The sequence below is a fragment of the Pseudomonas sp. N-137 genome, assembly GCF_034555295.1.
In the GTDB taxonomy this organism is placed as follows: Bacteria; Pseudomonadota; Gammaproteobacteria; order Pseudomonadales; family Pseudomonadaceae; genus Aquipseudomonas; species Aquipseudomonas rhizophila.
Genome location: NZ_JAXUDQ010000030.1, coordinates 345,115 through 362,985, shown reverse-complemented (window position 1 = coordinate 362,985; position 17,871 = coordinate 345,115). Strand labels below are relative to the sequence as shown.

Annotated in this window: 19 protein-coding genes; 6 read left to right on the top strand and 13 right to left on the bottom strand. The window is 59.5% G+C overall.

Features of this window, described 5'->3' with window-relative positions:
- Positions 1-13: 13 nt before the first annotated feature.
- The 4 genes from T3A99_RS22740 to T3A99_RS22725 all read right to left on the bottom strand — a co-directional run bounded on the left by T3A99_RS22740 (position 14) and on the right by T3A99_RS22725 (position 2,599).
- Positions 14-1,249, bottom strand: coding sequence for an RNA polymerase sigma factor (locus T3A99_RS22740; RefSeq protein WP_305467639.1), 1,236 nt, complete (start codon positions 1,247-1,249; stop codon positions 14-16).
- Complete coding sequence (locus T3A99_RS22735; RefSeq protein ID WP_047228330.1) at positions 1,249-1,725, bottom strand: SRPBCC family protein; 477 nt, start codon at positions 1,723-1,725, stop codon at positions 1,249-1,251. Before T3A99_RS22735 ends, T3A99_RS22740 begins: the two co-directional genes overlap by 1 nt.
- 27 nt (positions 1,726-1,752) lie before the next feature.
- Positions 1,753-2,097 (bottom strand): YciI family protein, encoded by a 345-nt coding sequence (locus T3A99_RS22730; protein ID WP_047228331.1) that lies wholly within the window; start codon positions 2,095-2,097, stop codon positions 1,753-1,755.
- Positions 2,098-2,164: 67 nt separating this feature from the next.
- Positions 2,165-2,599, bottom strand: a complete 435-nt coding sequence (locus T3A99_RS22725; protein ID WP_047228332.1) for a YybH family protein — start codon at positions 2,597-2,599, stop codon at positions 2,165-2,167.
- A gap of 142 nt (positions 2,600-2,741) precedes the next feature.
- Between T3A99_RS22725 and T3A99_RS22720 the strand changes: the two genes are divergently transcribed.
- Positions 2,742-3,227 carry a GNAT family N-acetyltransferase gene (locus T3A99_RS22720; RefSeq protein WP_047228333.1) on the top strand — a complete coding sequence of 162 codons (486 nt, stop codon included), beginning with the start codon at positions 2,742-2,744 and terminating at the stop codon, positions 3,225-3,227.
- Positions 3,228-3,360: 133 nt separating this feature from the next.
- Here the strand turns inward: T3A99_RS22720 and T3A99_RS22715 are convergent, their stop codons facing one another.
- Positions 3,361-3,849 (bottom strand): GyrI-like domain-containing protein, encoded by a 489-nt coding sequence (locus T3A99_RS22715; protein WP_047228334.1) that lies wholly within the window; start codon positions 3,847-3,849, stop codon positions 3,361-3,363.
- A 75-nt stretch (positions 3,850-3,924) separates the two neighbouring features.
- The gene (locus T3A99_RS22710; protein WP_107321632.1) at positions 3,925-4,590 is read right to left on the bottom strand and encodes a LysE family translocator; all 666 of its coding nucleotides are present in this window, start codon (positions 4,588-4,590) and stop codon (positions 3,925-3,927) included.
- A gap of 210 nt (positions 4,591-4,800) precedes the next feature.
- Here T3A99_RS22710 and alaC point away from each other — a divergent pair, with 210 nt between their 5' ends.
- Positions 4,801-6,018 (top strand): alanine transaminase, encoded by a 1,218-nt coding sequence (gene alaC / locus T3A99_RS22705; RefSeq protein WP_076386034.1) that lies wholly within the window; start codon positions 4,801-4,803, stop codon positions 6,016-6,018.
- 168 nt (positions 6,019-6,186) lie between these two features.
- On the opposite strand, the gene T3A99_RS22700 is transcribed toward alaC, so the two are convergent.
- Entirely contained in the window at positions 6,187-7,539 is a 1,353-nt protein-coding gene (locus T3A99_RS22700; RefSeq protein WP_047228337.1) for a GntP family permease, read from the bottom strand.
- 92 nt (positions 7,540-7,631) lie between these two features.
- Positions 7,632-8,165, bottom strand: coding sequence for a gluconokinase (locus T3A99_RS22695; protein ID WP_076386036.1), 534 nt, complete (start codon positions 8,163-8,165; stop codon positions 7,632-7,634).
- A 215-nt stretch (positions 8,166-8,380) separates the two neighbouring features.
- Here T3A99_RS22695 and T3A99_RS22690 point away from each other — a divergent pair, with 215 nt between their 5' ends.
- Complete coding sequence (locus T3A99_RS22690) at positions 8,381-9,412, top strand: LacI family DNA-binding transcriptional regulator (protein WP_274090906.1); 1,032 nt, start codon at positions 8,381-8,383, stop codon at positions 9,410-9,412.
- Between the two features lie 291 nt (positions 9,413-9,703).
- Entirely contained in the window at positions 9,704-10,126 is a 423-nt protein-coding gene (locus tag T3A99_RS22685) for a GNAT family N-acetyltransferase (protein WP_047228341.1), read from the top strand.
- Positions 10,127-10,247: 121 nt separating this feature from the next.
- On the opposite strand, the gene def is transcribed toward T3A99_RS22685, so the two are convergent.
- The 3 genes from def to T3A99_RS22670 form a co-directional block, all read right to left on the bottom strand.
- A complete protein-coding gene (def, locus tag T3A99_RS22680) occupies positions 10,248-10,787 on the bottom strand; it encodes a peptide deformylase (RefSeq protein ID WP_047228342.1) in 540 nt (179 codons plus the stop codon).
- A gap of 2 nt (positions 10,788-10,789) precedes the next feature.
- On the bottom strand, positions 10,790-11,734 hold the full coding sequence (locus T3A99_RS22675) for a YihY/virulence factor BrkB family protein (RefSeq protein WP_047228343.1): 945 nt from the start codon (positions 11,732-11,734) through the stop codon (positions 10,790-10,792).
- A 175-nt stretch (positions 11,735-11,909) separates the two neighbouring features.
- On the bottom strand, positions 11,910-12,101 hold the full coding sequence (locus tag T3A99_RS22670) for a CsbD family protein (protein ID WP_047228344.1): 192 nt from the start codon (positions 12,099-12,101) through the stop codon (positions 11,910-11,912).
- A 195-nt stretch (positions 12,102-12,296) separates the two neighbouring features.
- Here T3A99_RS22670 and T3A99_RS22665 point away from each other — a divergent pair, with 195 nt between their 5' ends.
- Positions 12,297-12,674: a hypothetical protein gene (locus T3A99_RS22665; RefSeq protein WP_030139341.1), complete on the top strand. Its 378-nt coding sequence runs from the start codon at positions 12,297-12,299 to the stop codon at positions 12,672-12,674.
- A 228-nt stretch (positions 12,675-12,902) separates the two neighbouring features.
- Here T3A99_RS22665 and fadD1 read toward each other — a convergent pair whose 3' ends face one another.
- Together fadD1 and fadD2 are read right to left on the bottom strand one after the other, a co-directional pair.
- Complete coding sequence (fadD1, locus tag T3A99_RS22660; RefSeq protein ID WP_076386040.1) at positions 12,903-14,594, bottom strand: long-chain-fatty-acid--CoA ligase FadD1; 1,692 nt, start codon at positions 14,592-14,594, stop codon at positions 12,903-12,905.
- 368 nt (positions 14,595-14,962) lie between these two features.
- Positions 14,963-16,651 (bottom strand): long-chain-fatty-acid--CoA ligase FadD2, encoded by a 1,689-nt coding sequence (fadD2, locus tag T3A99_RS22655; protein ID WP_047228346.1) that lies wholly within the window; start codon positions 16,649-16,651, stop codon positions 14,963-14,965.
- A gap of 246 nt (positions 16,652-16,897) precedes the next feature.
- Here fadD2 and T3A99_RS22650 point away from each other — a divergent pair, with 246 nt between their 5' ends.
- Positions 16,898-17,842 (top strand): alpha/beta hydrolase, encoded by a 945-nt coding sequence (locus T3A99_RS22650; RefSeq protein WP_047228347.1) that lies wholly within the window; start codon positions 16,898-16,900, stop codon positions 17,840-17,842.
- The last annotated feature ends 29 nt before the right edge of the window (positions 17,843-17,871 follow it).

The window sequence follows — 17,871 nt, the reverse complement described above, 5'->3', positions numbered from 1 at the left end:
TCGTTTGTGGTCATCACTGCAACCCCGCAAGCCGCCCCTCGATAAACCGCCTCTCCGGCAATTGCTGAGTCAATTCAAGCGCGCGTCGATATGCCGCCCTCGCCTCCTCCACGCGTCCCAACTGCCGACAGAGTTCTGCCCGCGCCGAGTGGGCCAGGTGATAATCGAGCAACTCGCCCCGGTCCAGAATCGCGTCGATCCGCTGCAAGCCCGCTTGCGGTCCATCGCGTTTGGCCAGGGCCGCGGCGCGGTTGAGTTCGATCACCGGCGAAGGCACCGCACGCAGCAACACATCATAGAGGCCAACGATCTGCGGCCAGTCGGTCTCCTGCGCCGTGGGGGCTTCGGCATGCACTGCCGCAATCGCAGCTTGCAGGCAATAAGGCCCGAACCTTCGGGTATTGAGCGCGGCTTCCACCAGGGCGCAGCCTTCGGCGATCATGTCGGCGTCCCACAAGGATCGGTCCTGCTCATCCAGCAGGATCAGTTCACCGCTGGGAGAGGTTCGCGCTCGCCGCCGCGACTCGTGCAGCAGCATCAATGCCAGCAAACCCATGACTTCGGCTTCAGGCAACAGCTCCATCAACAGGCGGGCCAGACGGATGGCTTCGCGGGTCAAATCTTCACGCGTCACCTCAGCCCCCATCGAGGCCGAATAGCCTTCGTTGAATACCAGGTAGATCACGCGCAACACACTGTCCAGCCGCTCGGGCAGTTCCGAGCGGGACGGCACCTGATAGGGGATCTTCGCATCGCGAATTTTTGCCTTGGCCCGCACGATGCGCTGGGCGATGGCCGCCGGGGCGGCGAGAAAAGCCCGGGCGATCTCTTCGGTGGTCAGGTCGCACACTTCCCGCAACGTCAGCGGCACCTGGGCATCAGCGGCCAGGGCCGGGTGGCAACAGGTGAAGATCAGCCGCAGGCGATCGTCTTCCACGTCCTCATCACTCCAGTCGCTCTGCTCCAGTTCTTCGAGCTGGGCAATCAGCATCGGCCGGCTCGCCGCGAAGCGAGCGCGCCGGCGCAAACTGTCGATGGCCTTGAAGCGCCCGGCCGACACCAGCCAGGCCCGAGGATTGTCCGGCACACCGTCGCGCTGCCAGCGCTCGACCGCGATGAAGAAGGCCTCGTGCAAGGCCTCTTCAGCAAGGTCGAAATCCCCCAGCAGGCGAATCAGCGTCGCCAGGATGCGCCGCGAGTCTTGCCGATAAACCTGCTCGACCCGTGCGCTGACTTCTTCGGCCGACATCAGTCGGGCATGCCCTGGGTCACCAGCGCTTCGAGCCGGTCAAGGCTCTGGCCCCAGCCGTCATGAAAGCCCATGGCTTCGTGGGCCTGGCGGTCTTCTTCGTTCCAGTGCAGGGCGCGGGCGGTGTAAAGGGTTTTATCGCCCATCTCCTCAAGCAACACTTCGCCGGTCATGAAGGCTTTGCCGGAGGGGATCCAGCCGGGCACAAACGCATCGGTGAAGACCAGCCGCTGCGGGGCAACGATTTCCAGGAACACGCCCATGGTCGGATACTCACTGCCGTCCGGGGCACGCATCAGGGTGCGAAACTGGCCACCGACCCACAGCTCCATTTCGCACTCCGGCGTAGTCATGCCGTGGGGTCCCCACCATTGGACAAGCAGCGCCGGCTCGGTCCAGGCGCGGAAAATCTTCTGGCGCGAGGCGTCGATCACCCGGCTGATGGATAACTCGAACGCGGCAGGTTTGAGGTTCATGAATGAAATCCTGTTTGTGATTGTTGTTCAGGGATTCAGTTGGCGTACCGGTCGGACCTCGACGCAGCCGACCCGGGCCGCCGGAATGTTGCCGGCGACCTGGAGGGCTTCGTTCAGGTCCTTGGCGTCGATCAGGTAGAAGCCCGCCAGTTGCTCCTTGGTTTCGGCAAACGGACCGTCCGTGATCGACAACTTGCCGCCGCGCATGCGCACCGTGGTAGCGGTCTGCACCGACTCCAGGGCCTCGGCGGCAATCATACGACCGCTGCCCTGGACCGACTCGGCGTAGGCCATGCATTCAGCGTCCTGCGGGCTGTCGGGTGAGTTGTGCAGCGCATGCTCGTTGCTATAGACCAGACATAAGTACTTCATGGAAAGCTCCGTGATCGAACTGATCAACTATGGACCGCAGAAAAGCGCTCAGCGAAGAAACCGACGATCAGGGCTGCAGGTCGAACATCACCGTACCGGCCATCGGATCAAACGGCGCGGACCAGTGTTCGTGGACAATCTTCCATTGCCCGGCCACCCGTTGATAGCAGGCGGTCGTGCGCATCCAGCAAGCCTGCTCTTCACCTTTGTCGTTGGTGCCGCCGCAATAGGCCAGCCAGTGAGCGAAGGCGATCGTGTCAGCTGCGGTAATCTCGATCTGATGGAAGTCGAACTTGTGCGGTCCAGGGCACATCTCCATGCACGCCTGCCAATGGGCCCGGTAAGCGACTTTGCCCTTGAATTGCAGGGCCTGGATGGCATCGAACGAAACGATGTTGTCGTCATAGAGCGCCATGACTTTTTCAACATTTTTTTCCATGACAGCCTGGCGATAAGTCTCGATCAAGGCCTTGATTTCGGTTTCGGTGGCTTGGGTATTCATGGTGATTCTCCGCAGGTTTTTGTTGAAGACACCCTTTGTCGTTTAGAGAAACTGCGAATCGACAACCCAAACAAAAATAATTCAAAGAAAAAAATTCGCTAGAATCCCAGGCCCATTCTGTCGGCAAACAACGGATGCTTTTGTGACCGCTCAGCTCGTACCCTACGAAGACCTCACCGAGCTGCAGCGCACGCAGGTCGAAGCCATCGAAATCCACCCCGAACAGATCAAGTTCGCCGGCGATATCCACGGCGCACTGCACACGCTGTTGTCCAGGCCCGGCCCTGGCGTCAAAGGGTTTGCGTTGCTGGCTGGCGAGGTGCCAGTGGCGTTCCTGTTACTCAAGCGCCCGCCAGTACTGCCCGCCTGGGCCAACGAACACAGCGCCACCCTGCACGCCCTGCAAGTCGATTATCGGGCCCAGGGCAAGGGTTACGGCAAGGCCTGCCTGCAAGCGCTTCCTGCCGCGGCTCAGGCGGCATGGCCGCAAATCAGGGGACTGGAGCTTTCGGTCGACGCCGACAACGTCTCGGCCATCGGCCTGTACACCCGGTTGGGCTGGGTCGACAGTGGCGAAGCGTACAAGGGCCGCATCGGTTATGAGCGGCGGATGGGGCTGGTGTTTTGACCAGGACATAACCTGTCTGTGAGCGCGAGCCTGCTCGCGATTGTGGTGGGCCAGCTTGCATGAATGTTGGATGTGGCACCGCTATCGCGAGCAGGCTCGCTCCCACCGGTTTGCATTGCCGAGAGGATGGCAATCAGCTCGGTTTGAGAGGAATCCAGATTTCCAGAGAGCCTTCGCCGGTCCTGGGGTTGAAGTCTTCGCTGTAGCGTTCGAACTCCGGGGCCTCGGCAGCTGTGTGGCCGGATCGCGGCAGCCACTCTTTCCAGATGTAGTGGAACGTCTGCGGCAGGGCTTTCAATGGGCCTTTGTGTTCGAACACTGCGTAGTGCGCAGGCTGTATTTCGATCCAGCGCAACTGTTCAGGCAAGTCATCGAGCCGGCTGACTTCCACGCCGGCAATGTATTCAAACCCACCCTTCCCGTCCGGGTTGCAACACACGCCATAGGTGACCTCATCTTTCTGCCCTGGCACTTTACCGAGCCAGGGCAAAAACTTTTCCCAGAGCAGCGGGATATCCTCGGCGGTGTCCGGGGTAAAACAGCCACCAAAACCGGCGATTATCTGAAAACGTCCGTGTTCGAAGCGTGGTTCGGCTGCGTTATCGGGTTCGTGCTTTTCCATGCGTCAACACTCCAGAAACGTGAGGTCGGGTGTTGCAGTATAGAAGCCTGATGAAGATTGCCAGGCCCGTTTCGCTTATCCGAGTCCAGGCACAACGGCCGGCGCCACTTTCCCGATAAACTCGTTGTAGCCAGAAACAATCACGTACACCGCGAAATAGCAGAAGATGGCGGCCGATGCCCAATAGCAATAGCGCAACAGTTTATCCCCCAGCAGCCTGCCGCCCTGGGTTGCTGCCAGGCACAGGCCTGCACACCAGAGAAGTCCGGCACAGAGAAATCCACTCAGGAACAGCGCCGAGCTGAGGATCGTTCCGCCGCCCGAACGAGCGATCAATGTGCCGCCCACCGCCGCGAACCAGAGAATGGCACTGGGCGACGACATCGCCAGGAAAATCCCGCGAAAAAACTCCTGTCCAGATGAATGACTCCGCACCTCGCCAGCCTCGGCCAACGCCGCATGGTGATAGATCGCCGAATGAATCATCTTCGCTGCGAAATACAGCAGCACCACCGAGCCGCCGATCCACAGCACCCAGCGCACCGTTTCGTATTGCAGCAGCACCGTCATGCCGGCCAAGGCCAGGACCGCGTAGATCAGGTCCCCCACACATGTGCCCAGGCCCAGGGCGAAACCCTGGAAATAGCCACGTTGCATGGCCAGGGTAATCATCGCGATATTGGCCACGCCAATGTCCAGGCACAAAGAAAGGCTCAGCAGGAAACCGCTGGAAAATTCCATCATTCAGTCCATTCGTTTTTTGAACAGGGCGAGTCGTACAATGCGCAGGTGTTACTGAAAGTCCCCTGAGCGGATCGACAGTGTCGTCGAAAATAGTTGCGCGCCGCTACTGGACAATTGGCCATCAGCCCCTTTATCTTGCGCCGCAGGCCACCGCAGTGGCCAACGTCGCTCGGACGGTTCCGGGCGCTCACGTATCTCGAGGCAATAATGGCCAACCAAGGTTCGCCGCGCCGCTTTGCGCGCATCGATCGACTCCCCCCGTATGTATTCAATATCACTGCCGAGCTGAAGATGGCTGCGCGTCGGCGCGGCGAAGACATCATTGACTTGAGCATGGGTAACCCCGACGGCGCCACACCGCCACATATCGTGGAAAAGCTGGTCACCGTCGCCCAGCGTGAAGACACCCACGGTTACTCCACCTCCAAAGGCATACCGCGCCTGCGCCGCGCCATTTCGCGCTGGTACAAGGACCGCTACGAGGTGGACATCGACCCGGAAACCGAAGCCATCGTCACCATCGGATCCAAAGAAGGCCTGGCGCATCTGATGCTGGCGACCCTGGACCAGGGCGACACCGTGCTGGTGCCCAATCCCAGCTATCCGATCCACATCTACGGCGCAGTGATCGCCGGCGCCCAGGTGCGTTCGGTGCCACTGGTGCCGGGGGTGGATTTCTTCGACGAGCTGGAGCGCGCCATTCGCGGCTCGATTCCCAAGCCGAAAATGATGATCCTGGGCTTTCCGTCCAACCCTACCGCGCAATGCGTGGAGCTGGACTTCTTCGAACGGGTCATCGCCCTGGCCAAACAGTACGACGTGCTGGTGATCCACGACCTGGCCTACGCCGACATCGTCTACGACGGCTGGAAAGCCCCGTCGATCATGCAGGTGCCGGGTGCAAAAGACATTGCCGTGGAATTCTTCACCCTGTCCAAAAGCTACAACATGGCCGGCTGGCGTATCGGCTTCATGGTAGGCAACCCGGAACTGGTCAACGCCCTGGCGCGGATCAAGAGCTACCACGACTACGGCACCTTCACACCGCTGCAAGTGGCGGCCATCGCCGCGCTTGAAGGCGATCAGCAGTGCGTGCGGGATATCGCCGAACAGTACCGCCAGCGCCGCAATGTGCTGGTCAAGGGCCTGCATGAACTGGGCTGGATGGTGGAAAACCCCAAGGCGTCGATGTACGTCTGGGCCAAGATCCCCGAGGCTTATGCACACTTGGGTTCGCTGGAGTTTGCCAAGAAACTGTTGGCCGAAGCCAAGGTCTGCGTCTCGCCGGGGGTGGGGTTCGGTGAATATGGCGATGATCATGTGCGCTTTGCACTGATCGAAAACCAGGACCGGATTCGCCAGGCCGTTCGCGGCATTCGCGGGATGTTCCGGGCGGATGGGTTGGTCAGCAAACCGAACGCCTGATACCAAAATCAATGTGGGAGTTTGCTCCCACTCTGGATCTTCAGATCACCAGAAGCCAATGTGGGAGCGAGCCTGCTCGCGATAGCGGCATGACAGTCGACTTCGTTGCTGACGGTCAGTGCGCTATCGCGAGCAGGCTCGCTCCCACAATGGGTGATGCGTCGTCGCTTAGATCACCAGCGACAGCAACAGGATGAAGATCAGCGCTACCACGGACAGGATGGTTTCCATCGCGGTCCAGGTCTTGAAGGTTTCGGCCACGGTCATGTTGAAGTACTGCTTGACCAGCCAGAAGCCGGCATCGTTAACGTGAGACAGGATCAGCGAACCGGCACCGGTCGCCAGCACCAGCAGCTCACGGTTCACGCCCGGAATCATCCCGACCACCGGTACCACGATCCCGGCACCCGTGATGGTTGCCACGGTCGCCGAGCCTGTGGCGATGCGAATCACCGCCGCCACCAGCCAGGCCAACAGGATCGGTGAAATCTGCGCACTCACCGCCATGTGACCGATCACATCACCCACACCGCTGGTGACCAGCATCTGCTTGAAGCCACCGCCTGCACCGATGATCAGAATGATCGCCGCAGTCGGTGCCAGACTCGCGTCCAGCCACTTGAGTATCTGGCTCGAACCGATGCCCTGCTTGTAGCCGAAGGTGTACAGCGACAGCAGTAATGCCAACAGAAGTGCAGAAATCGGATGCCCGATCAGGTCCATGAACGTGCGGAAGAAATTGCCTTCAGGCAACACCACATCGGCAAAGGTCTTGAGCAGCATCAGGAACACCGGCGAGAGCACGGTGATCAGCGTGATGTTGAAGCTCGGCAGATCGGCAGAGTCGGTCTCACGCGCCAGTTGATCCACCAGTTCCTGATTCGGATGGCCGGGGATGTGCTTGGCAATGAAGGTACCGAAAATCGGCCCGGCAATAATGGCCGTCGGCAGCGCCACGATCAGGCCATAGAGAATGGTTTTACCGATGTCGGCACCGAATACGCCAATCGCCAGCAGCGGGCCCGGGTGCGGTGGCACCAGGCCGTGGACCGCGGAAAGACCGGCCAGCAGCGGGATACCGATCTTGATGATCGAGACACCGGTGCGACGCGCCACGATGAACACCAGCGGGATCAGCAGCACGAAACCGATTTCGAAGAACAGCGGAATGCCCACCAGGAAGGCGGCGAACATCATGGCCCACTGCACTTTATCCTTGCCGAAGGCGCGGATCAGGGTTTGGGCGATCTGATCGGCCCCGCCCGATTCGGCCATCATTTTACCGAGCATCGTACCCAACGCCAGAATGATGCCGACAAAGCCCAGCACGCCACCGAAGCCGTCCTGGAACGCCTTGATGATGGTGCCGATCGGCATGCCCGAGGTCAGGCCCAGAAAAGCGGCCGCGATGGTCAGTGCAATGAACGGGTGGAGTTTGAACTTGGTGATGAGGACGATAAGTCCGATCACCGTAACCACTGCATCAAGCAGCAGAAACGTCTCGTGGGACATGCCGAACATGGGAGGTGTCTCCTGATTTGTTGTTGTTATTGAAGCGGTTATTTGTAAGCCGTCGGGACAGCGCTATCTTTCTGACGCAAAATTTTTGCAACTCAACTGGCCAGCTTCAAACCGTGATCCACCCACCAGACATAAGCCTGATGAGCCAGTTCATCGACGCTGTGGCTGGATGCATCCAGAGCCAGGGTCAGGGGCTCGCCAACAGGGGATTGAAGGGTGGCAAACTGGCTGTCGATCAGGGTCGACGGCATGAAATGCCCCGGACGATGGGACACGCGGTCGGCGGCCACTTCAGGGGTCAACTCAAGAAATACGAAGCCCAGGCCCGGCAAGGCACTGCGCAGACGCTCGCGATAACTGTGCTTGAGGGCCGAACAGGTCAGCACCGGACGCTCGCCCATCGCATCGACACGGCGCAACTCGTCGCACAGGCTGTCAAGCCAGCCGGCACGGTCGTCGTCGTTCAAGGGGATACCGGCGCTCATCTTCTGGATGTTGGCCGCAGGGTGGAAAGTGTCGCCTTCAATGGCGGTGGCGCCGCTCAACTGGCACAGGGCCTGGCTGACGCAAGTCTTGCCGCAACCGGCAACGCCCATGATGACCAGGGCGGTGATGGGATTATTCATGTAACACCTCAGCGCGCAGACAGCGCTACCTTTGCAAGTTGTGACACCAGAGCAAAAGCAGAAGTTGCCGACGCCTTCTTGTCATTTTTGTGGTTGCAGCATGTTCGTTCACAACGCTAACGGTCAGGGCTCAGGCAAACCCCGCTCACGCATTTGCAGCCGCGTCGAGACAGCGCTACCTTAGTGCCTTGATTTTTGTTTGGCAAGCCGCCCTGATGACCGTCACTAAAAACGATAAGAATACCCGCACCACCGGTCGCCCTACGCTCAACGAAGTCGCACGCCTGGCCGGTGTCAGTCCTATCACCGCCTCCCGTGCCCTGCGCGGCGTCAGCACCGTTGCCGAAAGCCTGGTGGAAAAAGTCCGCCAGGCCGCCCGCGACCTGAACTACGTGGTCAACCCCGCCGCCCGCGCCCTGGCTTCGGCCCAGAGCCATTCGGTGGTGGTGCTGGTGCCGTCGTTGTCCAACCTGTTGTTCATCGACACCCTGGAAGCCATTCATCGTGTGCTCAGGCCCAAGGGCTTCGAAGTGGTGATCGGCAACTATCACTATTCCCGGGACGAAGAAGAAGACCTGCTGCGTAACTACATGGCCTATCAGCCACGCGGTCTGTTGCTGACCGGCTTCGACCGTACCGAGAGCGCCCGGCGCATGATCGAGGCCAGCAACATTCCCTGCGTGTACATGATGGAACTGGACCCCGGTGCGGGCCTTAACTGCGTCGGCTTTTCGCAACTCAAGGCCGGCGAGACGGCGGCCGAGCACTTGATCTCCCGGGGTCGCAAGCGCCTGGCCTATGTCGGCGCACAACTGGACCAGCGCACGTTGCTGCGTGGCGAAGGTTTTCGCCGTGCTTTGCAGAAAGCCGGCCTGTACGACCCGGATCTGGAACTGCTGACCCCACGGCCATCCTCGGTGGGCCTGGGCGGCGAACTGTTCCTGCAGTTACTCGCCAGCCATCCGGACGTCGATGCAATCTTCTTCGGCAACGACGACCTGGCCCACGGCGCGCTGTTCGAAGCCCTGCGCTGTGGCATCAAGATTCCCGAGCAGGTTGCGGTCCTGGGCTTCAACGATTTGCCCGCCTCGGCCCACATGGTGCCGCGCCTGAGCAGCATCAGCACGCCACGGGAGGCCATCGGCCATCGCGCCGCCGAACAGATGCTCACGTTGATGGCTGGCAACCGCATCGCTCAGCCGGTGGTGGACATGGGATTTGAACTCAAGGTTCGCGAAAGTACCTGAGCCTGTCCCACGACGGTGATGCAGTGGGCGGTAAAAGCCGGGTTAAAAACCCGGCTTCTACGCGATGTGTGCCGATTCAATGACCGAACAGATTCACCTTCTTGGCCTTTTTGTCGGCGCGCTTTTCATCGGCGGTCTTCGCCGGTTTTTTCTTTGCCGCTTTTTTTGAATCCATGCCTTTGGCCATGATACGTACTCCACTCATACGGGATGTGAAGTCAGGTATACACCTATCGCCGCAGACATGTTCTTTTATAATCACCCTCCCCTTCACCGCCCCCTGACTTTGCCATGTCCCAGATCCACTACACGCGGCTCGACGAACCCTTGTGGCCGCTGATGAACAAGTTTTATCGCGCCCACCAATCTTCAATGAAAGCGGTGCGTGAAGCGCAGTTGTGGGTGGCGCGGCAGGATGAAATCATCGCGGCCCTGTGCTTGCGAGCGGTGTCGGGTGGGCATTGGCTGACGGGGTTGTTTGTCGACCCGACGTATCGCATGCAGGGGATCGCGGCGCGCTTGATCGACGAAGCGGTGAAAGGCGTGGAAGGACCGGTCTGGTTGTTCTGCCATCCTGATTTGCGCGGCTTTTATGAGCGGCTGGGGTTCAGCTTCGACCCCGTGCTGCCTTATGCGATGGCCGAGCGCCTGAGTCGCTATGCGCGCAGCAAGCCGATGATTGCGATGGGGATGGAGCCTAAAACACTCTCCTGAAGCGCATCACAATCCAATGTGGGAGCGAGCCTGCTCGCGATAGCGGCGTGTCAGTCAACAGCTTCATAGCTGACTCACCGCTATCGCGAGCAGGCTCGCTCCCACAGAGGGTTTGCGTAGGCTAGTCGTCCGCCGCCGGGTCCAGGTCCGGAAACATGACCTCGGTAAAGCCGAACTTACTGAAATCGGTGATGCGCGAGGGGTACAGCCGCCCGATCAGGTGGTCGCACTCATGCTGCACTACCCGCGCATGAAAGCCCGAGGCCGTGCGCACAATGGCTTCGCCTTTGGGGTCAAAGCCTTCGTAGCGAATGTGTTGATAGCGATCGACCGCACCGCGCAGGCCCGGCACCGACAAGCAGCCCTCGAACCCCTCCTCCATCAGTGGGCCCAACGGCGTAATCAGCGGGTTGATCAGGATCGTCTGGGGCACCGCCTCGGCGTCCGGGTAACGCTCGCTGTGCTCGAAGCCAAAGATCACCAGTTGCAGGTCGACACCGATCTGCGGCGCGGCCAGGCCGACGCCGCCCACACTTTCCATGGTCTGGAACATGTCGTCGATCAACTGCCACAACTCTGGGCTGTCGAACATTTCCGGCGGCACCGGCGGGGCAATACGCAGTAGGCGTTCGTCGCCCATTTTCAGGATTTCACGAATCATGGTCAGGTTTCGTCAGTGTGGGGGTGAGGAATGGAATGGTCACGGCCCAGGCCCGACACATGCTGTTTTTCGTGCTCGCCCGGGCTCTTTTCACCACGGTCCTTGCCCTCGGCGGACATGTGCTCGATCACCGCGTTCATCTCCGCACCGAGCAACAGCACCGCCGAAGAAATGTAGAAGTACAGCAACAGCACGATGATCGCGCCGATACTGCCATACATGGCGTTGTAGTTGGCGAAGGTCTTGACGTAAAACGCAAAGCCCAGGGACGCGATGATCCACACCACCACCGCCAGCACCGACCCCGGTGTAATAAAGCGAAACTCCTGTTTGACGTCAGGCATCACGTAATAGATCAACGCCACAGCCACCATCAGCAAAAACACGATCACCGGCCAGCGCACGATGGTCCAGAGTGTGACGATGAACTCCTCCAACCCGACCTGGGCCGCGATCCAGCCCATCACCTGCGGCCCGAGCACCATCAGCGCCGCGGCGGCCAACAACATGCCGGCGATGCCGATGGTGTAGAAAATCGACAGCGGAAAGCGCTTCCAGATCGGACGGCCCTCTACCACATCGTAGGCGGCGTTCATCGCACTCATCATCAACCGGACACCGGCCGAGGCAGTCCACAACGCAATGACGATACCCACCGACAACAACCCCCCCTTGGATTGCTGAAGCTGGTCGATCACCGGGTTGACCTGCTCCAGGGCCTGGGGTGGCAACACCAGCTCCGATTGCAGGCGCAGCCAGGAGAAGAAGTCCGGCAAATGCAGGAAACCGATCAGTGCGATCAGGAACAGAATGAAGGGGAACAGCGAAAACAGCATCTGGTAGGCCAATGCCGAGGCGTAGGTCGACATCTCGTCGTCGAGAAACTCGGTCACGGTACGCATCATCACACGATGCAAGGGTAAGCCTTTCAAGGCCGGGAACATCATGTGCGTCTCCTTTCGCCGCAAAAAAGGAAGGTCGCCTGGCGACTCTCGGGGTTGCTATCCAAGACAAAAGTAACCTGTTTGGCGACTTTGGAACAATTTCCCCGGTGCAAGTTCGAGCAGACATGACAACGGCCACCCGCGGATGGCCGTTCCAATCGGTTATTCAACAGGCCGGTTATGCCTCGTCAACGCCTTTCTTGACTGCGTCCTTGGCCTTGCCCACGTTTTGCTGAACCTCACCTTTTTTCTCCTGGACCACGCCCTCAGCGCGCATGCGGTCATTGTCGGTGGCCTTGCCGACGCCTTGCTTGATGTTGCCGACGGCTTCGTTGGCAACGCCCTTCACTTTATCGCTCGTGCTACCCATGATGTCTCTCCTGTGAACAACTGTACGAAAAGTCATTACATAAGGGTTGACCGAGGCCGTTTGCGGGGAGTTTCATTTTTTCAGCAGCGCATTTCATCGTCAGATGCAGGTTGCGCTTTATGTTTGCCGATCCACCCCCGAGAATGCCCCACGTATTCAGGCTGCGACCTGAAGCTCCAATCTCGTAGGAACGTTATGAAACTCGATAAAAAGCAGGCCATCGCCCGCAGAAACCAGGAACTGGGCGGCGCCGTACTGGGCGTCAATAACTGCCACTTCAGCGAATTGAACCGCAACCGCAACATCTTCTGGTTCGATATCCCGGTGGCACGCCTGGCCATCGGTCAGTACGAATGGATCCACCTGCTGCTGCACACGCCGGCCACCGATGAGCTGCTGCACCTGAAGGTACCGACCGTGTTCCTGCGCGAAAAAATGGAAGGCCTGGAAGTACGCAACCAGGGCAAGCGCAAGGCGGCCCTGAGCCTGGAGCTGAGCGCCGACAAGGATTCGTACCTGCAGGACATGCGCCCGGGTGGCACCAACCTGGATTTTGCGCAGTTTCGGTTGTAACCAATCCGTATAAGCTGCCGGGCTTCCTGTGGCGAGGGGATTTATCCCCGCTGGACTATGAAGCAGCCCCACGCTTTCATGAGCCACACCAATCTGTCATACAAGACGCAGGGGGGTTGCTGCGCAACCCAGCGGGGATAAATCCCCTCGCCACAGATTTTTGGGGCCTGCCAGGGCAATACCAAACAAAAAGCCCCGCACTGGCGGGGCTTTTTGTTGGCAGCGGTTTTACTTCTTCAGACCCAACTTCTTCAGTTCTTCATCACGCAACTCGCGTCGCAGGATCTTGCCCACGTTGGTGGTCGGCAGCGCGTCGCGGAATTCCACCGCCTTGGGCACTTTGTAGCCCGTGACGTTGGCGCGCATGTGTTCCATCACCTGCTCTTTGGTCAGCGTGACACCCGGGCGGGGCACAATGAAAATCTTGATTGCCTCGCCGGATTTTTCGTCCGGTACACCGATGGCCGCGCACTGCAGGACGCCCGGCAAGGTCGCCAGCACGTCTTCCAGCTCGTTGGGGTATACGTTGAAACCGGAGATCAGGATCATGTCTTTCTTGCGATCGACGATGCGCATGTAGCCGTCCGGCTGGATCAGCGCGATATCGCCGGTCTTGAGCCAGCCTTCGCTGTCGAGGATCTCGTCGGTGGCGTCCTGGCGCTGCCAGTAGCCCTTCATGACCTGTGGACCTTTCACACACAGTTCACCGATTTCGCCCAATGGCAGTTCTTCGCCGGCGTCATTGATAATCTTGCACAGCGTCGACGGCACCGGAATGCCGATGGTGCCAATCTGGATTTTCTGGATCGGGTTGACCGTGGCGACCGGGCTGGTTTCGGTCATGCCATAACCTTCGCAGATCGGGCAGCCGGTAACCTCTTTCCAGCGCTCGGCCGCCGCCAGTTGCAGGGCCATGCCACCGGACAACGTCACCTTCATTGCCGAGAAATCCAGGTTGCGGAAGGCTTCGTTGTTGCACAGGGCCACGAACAACGTGTTGAGACCGACAAAACCGCTGAACTTCCACTTCGACAGTTCCTTGACCATCGCCGGGAGGTCGCGCGGGTTGCTGATCAGGATATTGTGGTTGCCGATCAGCATCATCGCCATGCAATGGAAGGTGAAAGCGTAGATGTGATACAGCGGCAGCGGCGTGATCAGGACCTCGCAACCTTCGTTGAGGTTGGACCCCATCAGCGCCTTGCACTGCAACATGTTCGCCACCAGGTTGCGATGGGTCAGCATCGCGCCCTTGGCCACGCCAGTGGTGCCGCCGGTGTACTGCAACACGGCCACGTCGTCACTGGTGGGGTTGGCTTCGGTCACTGGCTGGCCGTGGCCCTTGCTCAGCACATCGTTGAACTTGATGGCCTTGGGCAAGTGATAAGCGGGGACCATCTTCTTGACGTACTTGATCACGCTGTTGATCAGCAGACGCTTGAGTGGCGGCAGCAAATCGGCAACTTCGGTGACGATCACATGCTTGACGCCCGTCTTGGGCACCACAGCCTCGGCCAGGTGCGCCATGTTCGCCAGGCACACCAGCGCCTTGGCACCGGAGTCATTGAACTGGTGTTCCATTTCCCGCGCGGTGTACAGCGGGTTGGTGTTGACCACGATCAGGCCGGCGCGAATCGCACCGAACACGGCAACCGGGTACTGGAGAACGTTGGGCAGTTGCACGGCGATTCGATCGCCAGGCTGCAAGTCGGTATGCTGTTGCAGATACGCAGCAAAGGCACCGGACAATTCATACAGTTCCCCGTAGGTAATTGTCTTGCCCAGGTTGCTGAATGCCGGCTTGTCGGCGAAGCGTTGGCAGGACTGCTTCAACACCGCCTGAATATTCGGATACTCGTCTGGATTGATGTCGGCAGCAATCCCAGCTGGGTACTTATCCTTCCAAAAGTCTTCGATCATGGAAGCCCACTCCTCAGCAACGCGAATTCTCACCGCATTTGATGCGATTATTATTGGTGTGTGTTTATTGGTGAATCTGGCCTAATTCAACGCCGAGAAGTCACAAAAGCGCGCCGAGAGTAGCAGCTTTGCCAAGGGTCGCCTAGAGCCAAAAGTGGCCCCTATAGTCATAAATATGACTCAAGAATATGCAGTGGTCATTTTTAGAGTAAAAATACTAAGCACTGGTTAATCACTGCGAATACATAAAAACCGTGGGAGCGAGCCTGCTCGCGATGGCGGCGCCTCAGTCGACATCTCTGTCACTGATACACCGCCATCGCGAGCAGGCTCGCTCCCACAGGGTTTATTCCAAAGGATGGCCGGCCTCAGGCGATATCCCGCAACTCCCGCCGCAATATCTTGCCCACTGGCGTCATCGGCAACGACTCTCGCAGCACGATGTGCTTGGGTATCTTGTAGCCGGTGAAGTTCTCCTTGCAGTAAGCCTTGAGCTCCTCAAGGCTGACGCCCGTTTCGCGTGGCACCACGAACAGTTTCACCGCCTCCCCCGAACGTTCGTCCGGCACACCGATCACCGCGCAGTTGGCAACTTTCGGATGGGCCATCACCACGTCTTCGATTTCGTTGGGGTATACGTTGAAACCCGAGACGATGATCATGTCTTTCTTGCGATCGACGATGCGCACGAAACCGTCCGGGTCGATCACCGCGATGTCACCGGATTTGAACCAGCCTTCGCTGTCCAGCACCTCGGCGGTGGCTTCGGGTTTGTTCCAGTAGCCTTTCATGATTTGCGGGCCCTTGATGCACAACTCACCGCGCTCGCCCAGTGGCTGTTCGGCGCCGTCGTCGCTGACCACTTTCATGAGCGTGCCCGGCACCGGCAGCCCCACCGTGCCCAGCCGGGACTTGGTGCCATAAGGGTTGGTGCAGGCCACCGGCGAGGTTTCGGTCAGGCCATAGCCTTCGGTGATCCGGCAGCCGGTGAGCTGTTCCCAACGCTCGGCGGTGGCCTTGACCAGCGCAGTACCACCGGAGTTGGTGAGCTTGAGGCTGGAGAAATCCAGGGTCTTGAAATCCGGATGGTCCATCAGCGCCACGAACAGCGTGTTGAGCCCCAGCAGCGCCGAGAAACGCCAATTCTTCAGCTCCTTGATAAAGCCACCGATGTCCCGCGGATTGGTGATCAGCACGTTGTGGTTGCCGGTGACCATCATGCACATGCAATTCGCCGTGAAGGCATAGATGTGGTACAGCGGCAGCGGCGCGATCATCACCTCCTGGCCTTCGCGCAGCAACGGTTGGCCGTCGTCGCCGAACTGGCCCAGGCATGCCCGGGCCTGCTGCATGTTCGCTACCAGGTTGCCATGGGTCAGCATCGCCCCCTTGGCAAGGCCGGTGGTGCCGCCGGTGTATTGCAGCACCGCGATGTCCTCGAGGCTGACTTTCAGCGGTTTGATGCCATGGCCCCGCCCCAGGCGCAACGTGCTCTTGAAGGAAACGGCCTGGGGCAGCGAATAGTCAGGGACCATCTTCTTGACCTTGCTCACCAGCGTATTGACCAGCCAGCCCTTGGCAGTTGGCATCAGGTCGCCCATCTTCGCCTCGATGAGATACTGCAGATCGGTGTCGGGCAGCACCTCCTGGACTTTCTGTCCGAACAGGTTCATGTACACCAGTGCCCGGGCGCCGGAGTCCTTGAACTGGTGGCGCATTTCCCGCGGGGTATACAACGGGTTGGTGTTGACCACGATCAGCCCGGCGCGCAAGGCACCGAACACGGCGATGGGGTATTGCAGGACATTGGGCATCTGCACCGCGATACGATCGCCAGGCGCCAGGTCGGTATGGGCTTGCAGGTAGCCGGCGAAGGCAGCGCTGTAGCGCTCGAGTTCGGCATAGGTCAGGGTAACCCCCATGTTGCTGAACGCCGGACGGTCGGCGAATTTCTTGCAGGAACGCTCGAACACCTCGATCACCGATTTGTAGGCCCCCACGTCAATGTCCAGGGGCACGCCGGCCGGGCGTTTGTCATTCCAGAAATCAGGCTGCATTGTTTTTATCCTCTTTACCTGAACGTGTCCGGGCCGCTTCTGTGGCTCTTGCACAGGCGGTGCTCTTGGGACACTAGCAGCTATGGCCAATCAGGCAAATATGGCAACCTGCTTCATAGATTGTGTGAATCTACCTGCCACGACGTAACGTAACGTGACTTGATCAGGCGAGACGCAACGGATGCGCTATACAATGCAGCGACGCTGTGTTTGCCCTTGTGTATGCCCGTGAGTAAAGGAATGACCATGATCCACCAAACGTTCATGCTCACCGCCACCGACCACACCCGCCTGTTCGTCAATCAGTGGCTGCCTGAAACCGCCCCTGAAGCGGTGATCATGCTGGCCCACGGCATGGCCGAACACAGCGGCCGCTACGCGCGTCTGGCCCGGGCGCTGTGCGATGCAGGCTACGGTGTCTACGCGCCGGACCTGCGCGGCCATGGCAAAACCGGCGAAGCAGCGACGCTTGGCCATTTTGCCGACGAGGATGGCTGGGCCAAGGTGGTCGGCGACCTGGCCAGCCTCAATCAACACATCGGCCAGCAACACCCCGATGTTCCCATTGTATTGCTGGGTCACAGCATGGGCAGCTACATCGCCCAGGGTTACCTGTTACATCACAGCGCCAGTCTGCACGGGGCGATTCTCAGCGGTTCGAATTTCCAGCCCGTGGCGCTCTATCGTGCCGCGCGCCTGATCGCCTGTTTCGAGCGCATGCGCCAGGGCCCAAAGGGCCGCAGCGCCCTGATCGAGTGGCTGTCCTTCGGCAGTTTCAATAAGAAATTCAAACCCACGCGTACCCCCTTCGACTGGCTCAGCCGCGACCCGGCCGAGGTCGACAAGTACCGCCTCGACCCGCTGTGCGGCTTTCGTTGCACCAATCAGTTGTGGGTCGACCTGCTCGGCGGGTTGCAGCAGATCAGCAAAGCGTCCAATCTCGCCCAGATCGATCCGGGCCTGCCCCTGCTGGTGATCGGCGGTGAATGTGATCCGGTGAGTGAAGGCAAACGTCTCAAGGATCTGGCCGACGCCCTGCGCGGCGCCGGCAGCCAGCACTTGCAATTGACGATTTACCCGCAAGCCCGGCACGAACTGTTCAATGAAACCAACCGCGATGAAGTGACGGCCGACGTGCTGGCCTGGATTGCCCAGGCCCTGAGTCACAAGCGACCGCCACGCAGCGAATAGGTTTGCAGCGTTTTCCTTTACTCGTCACA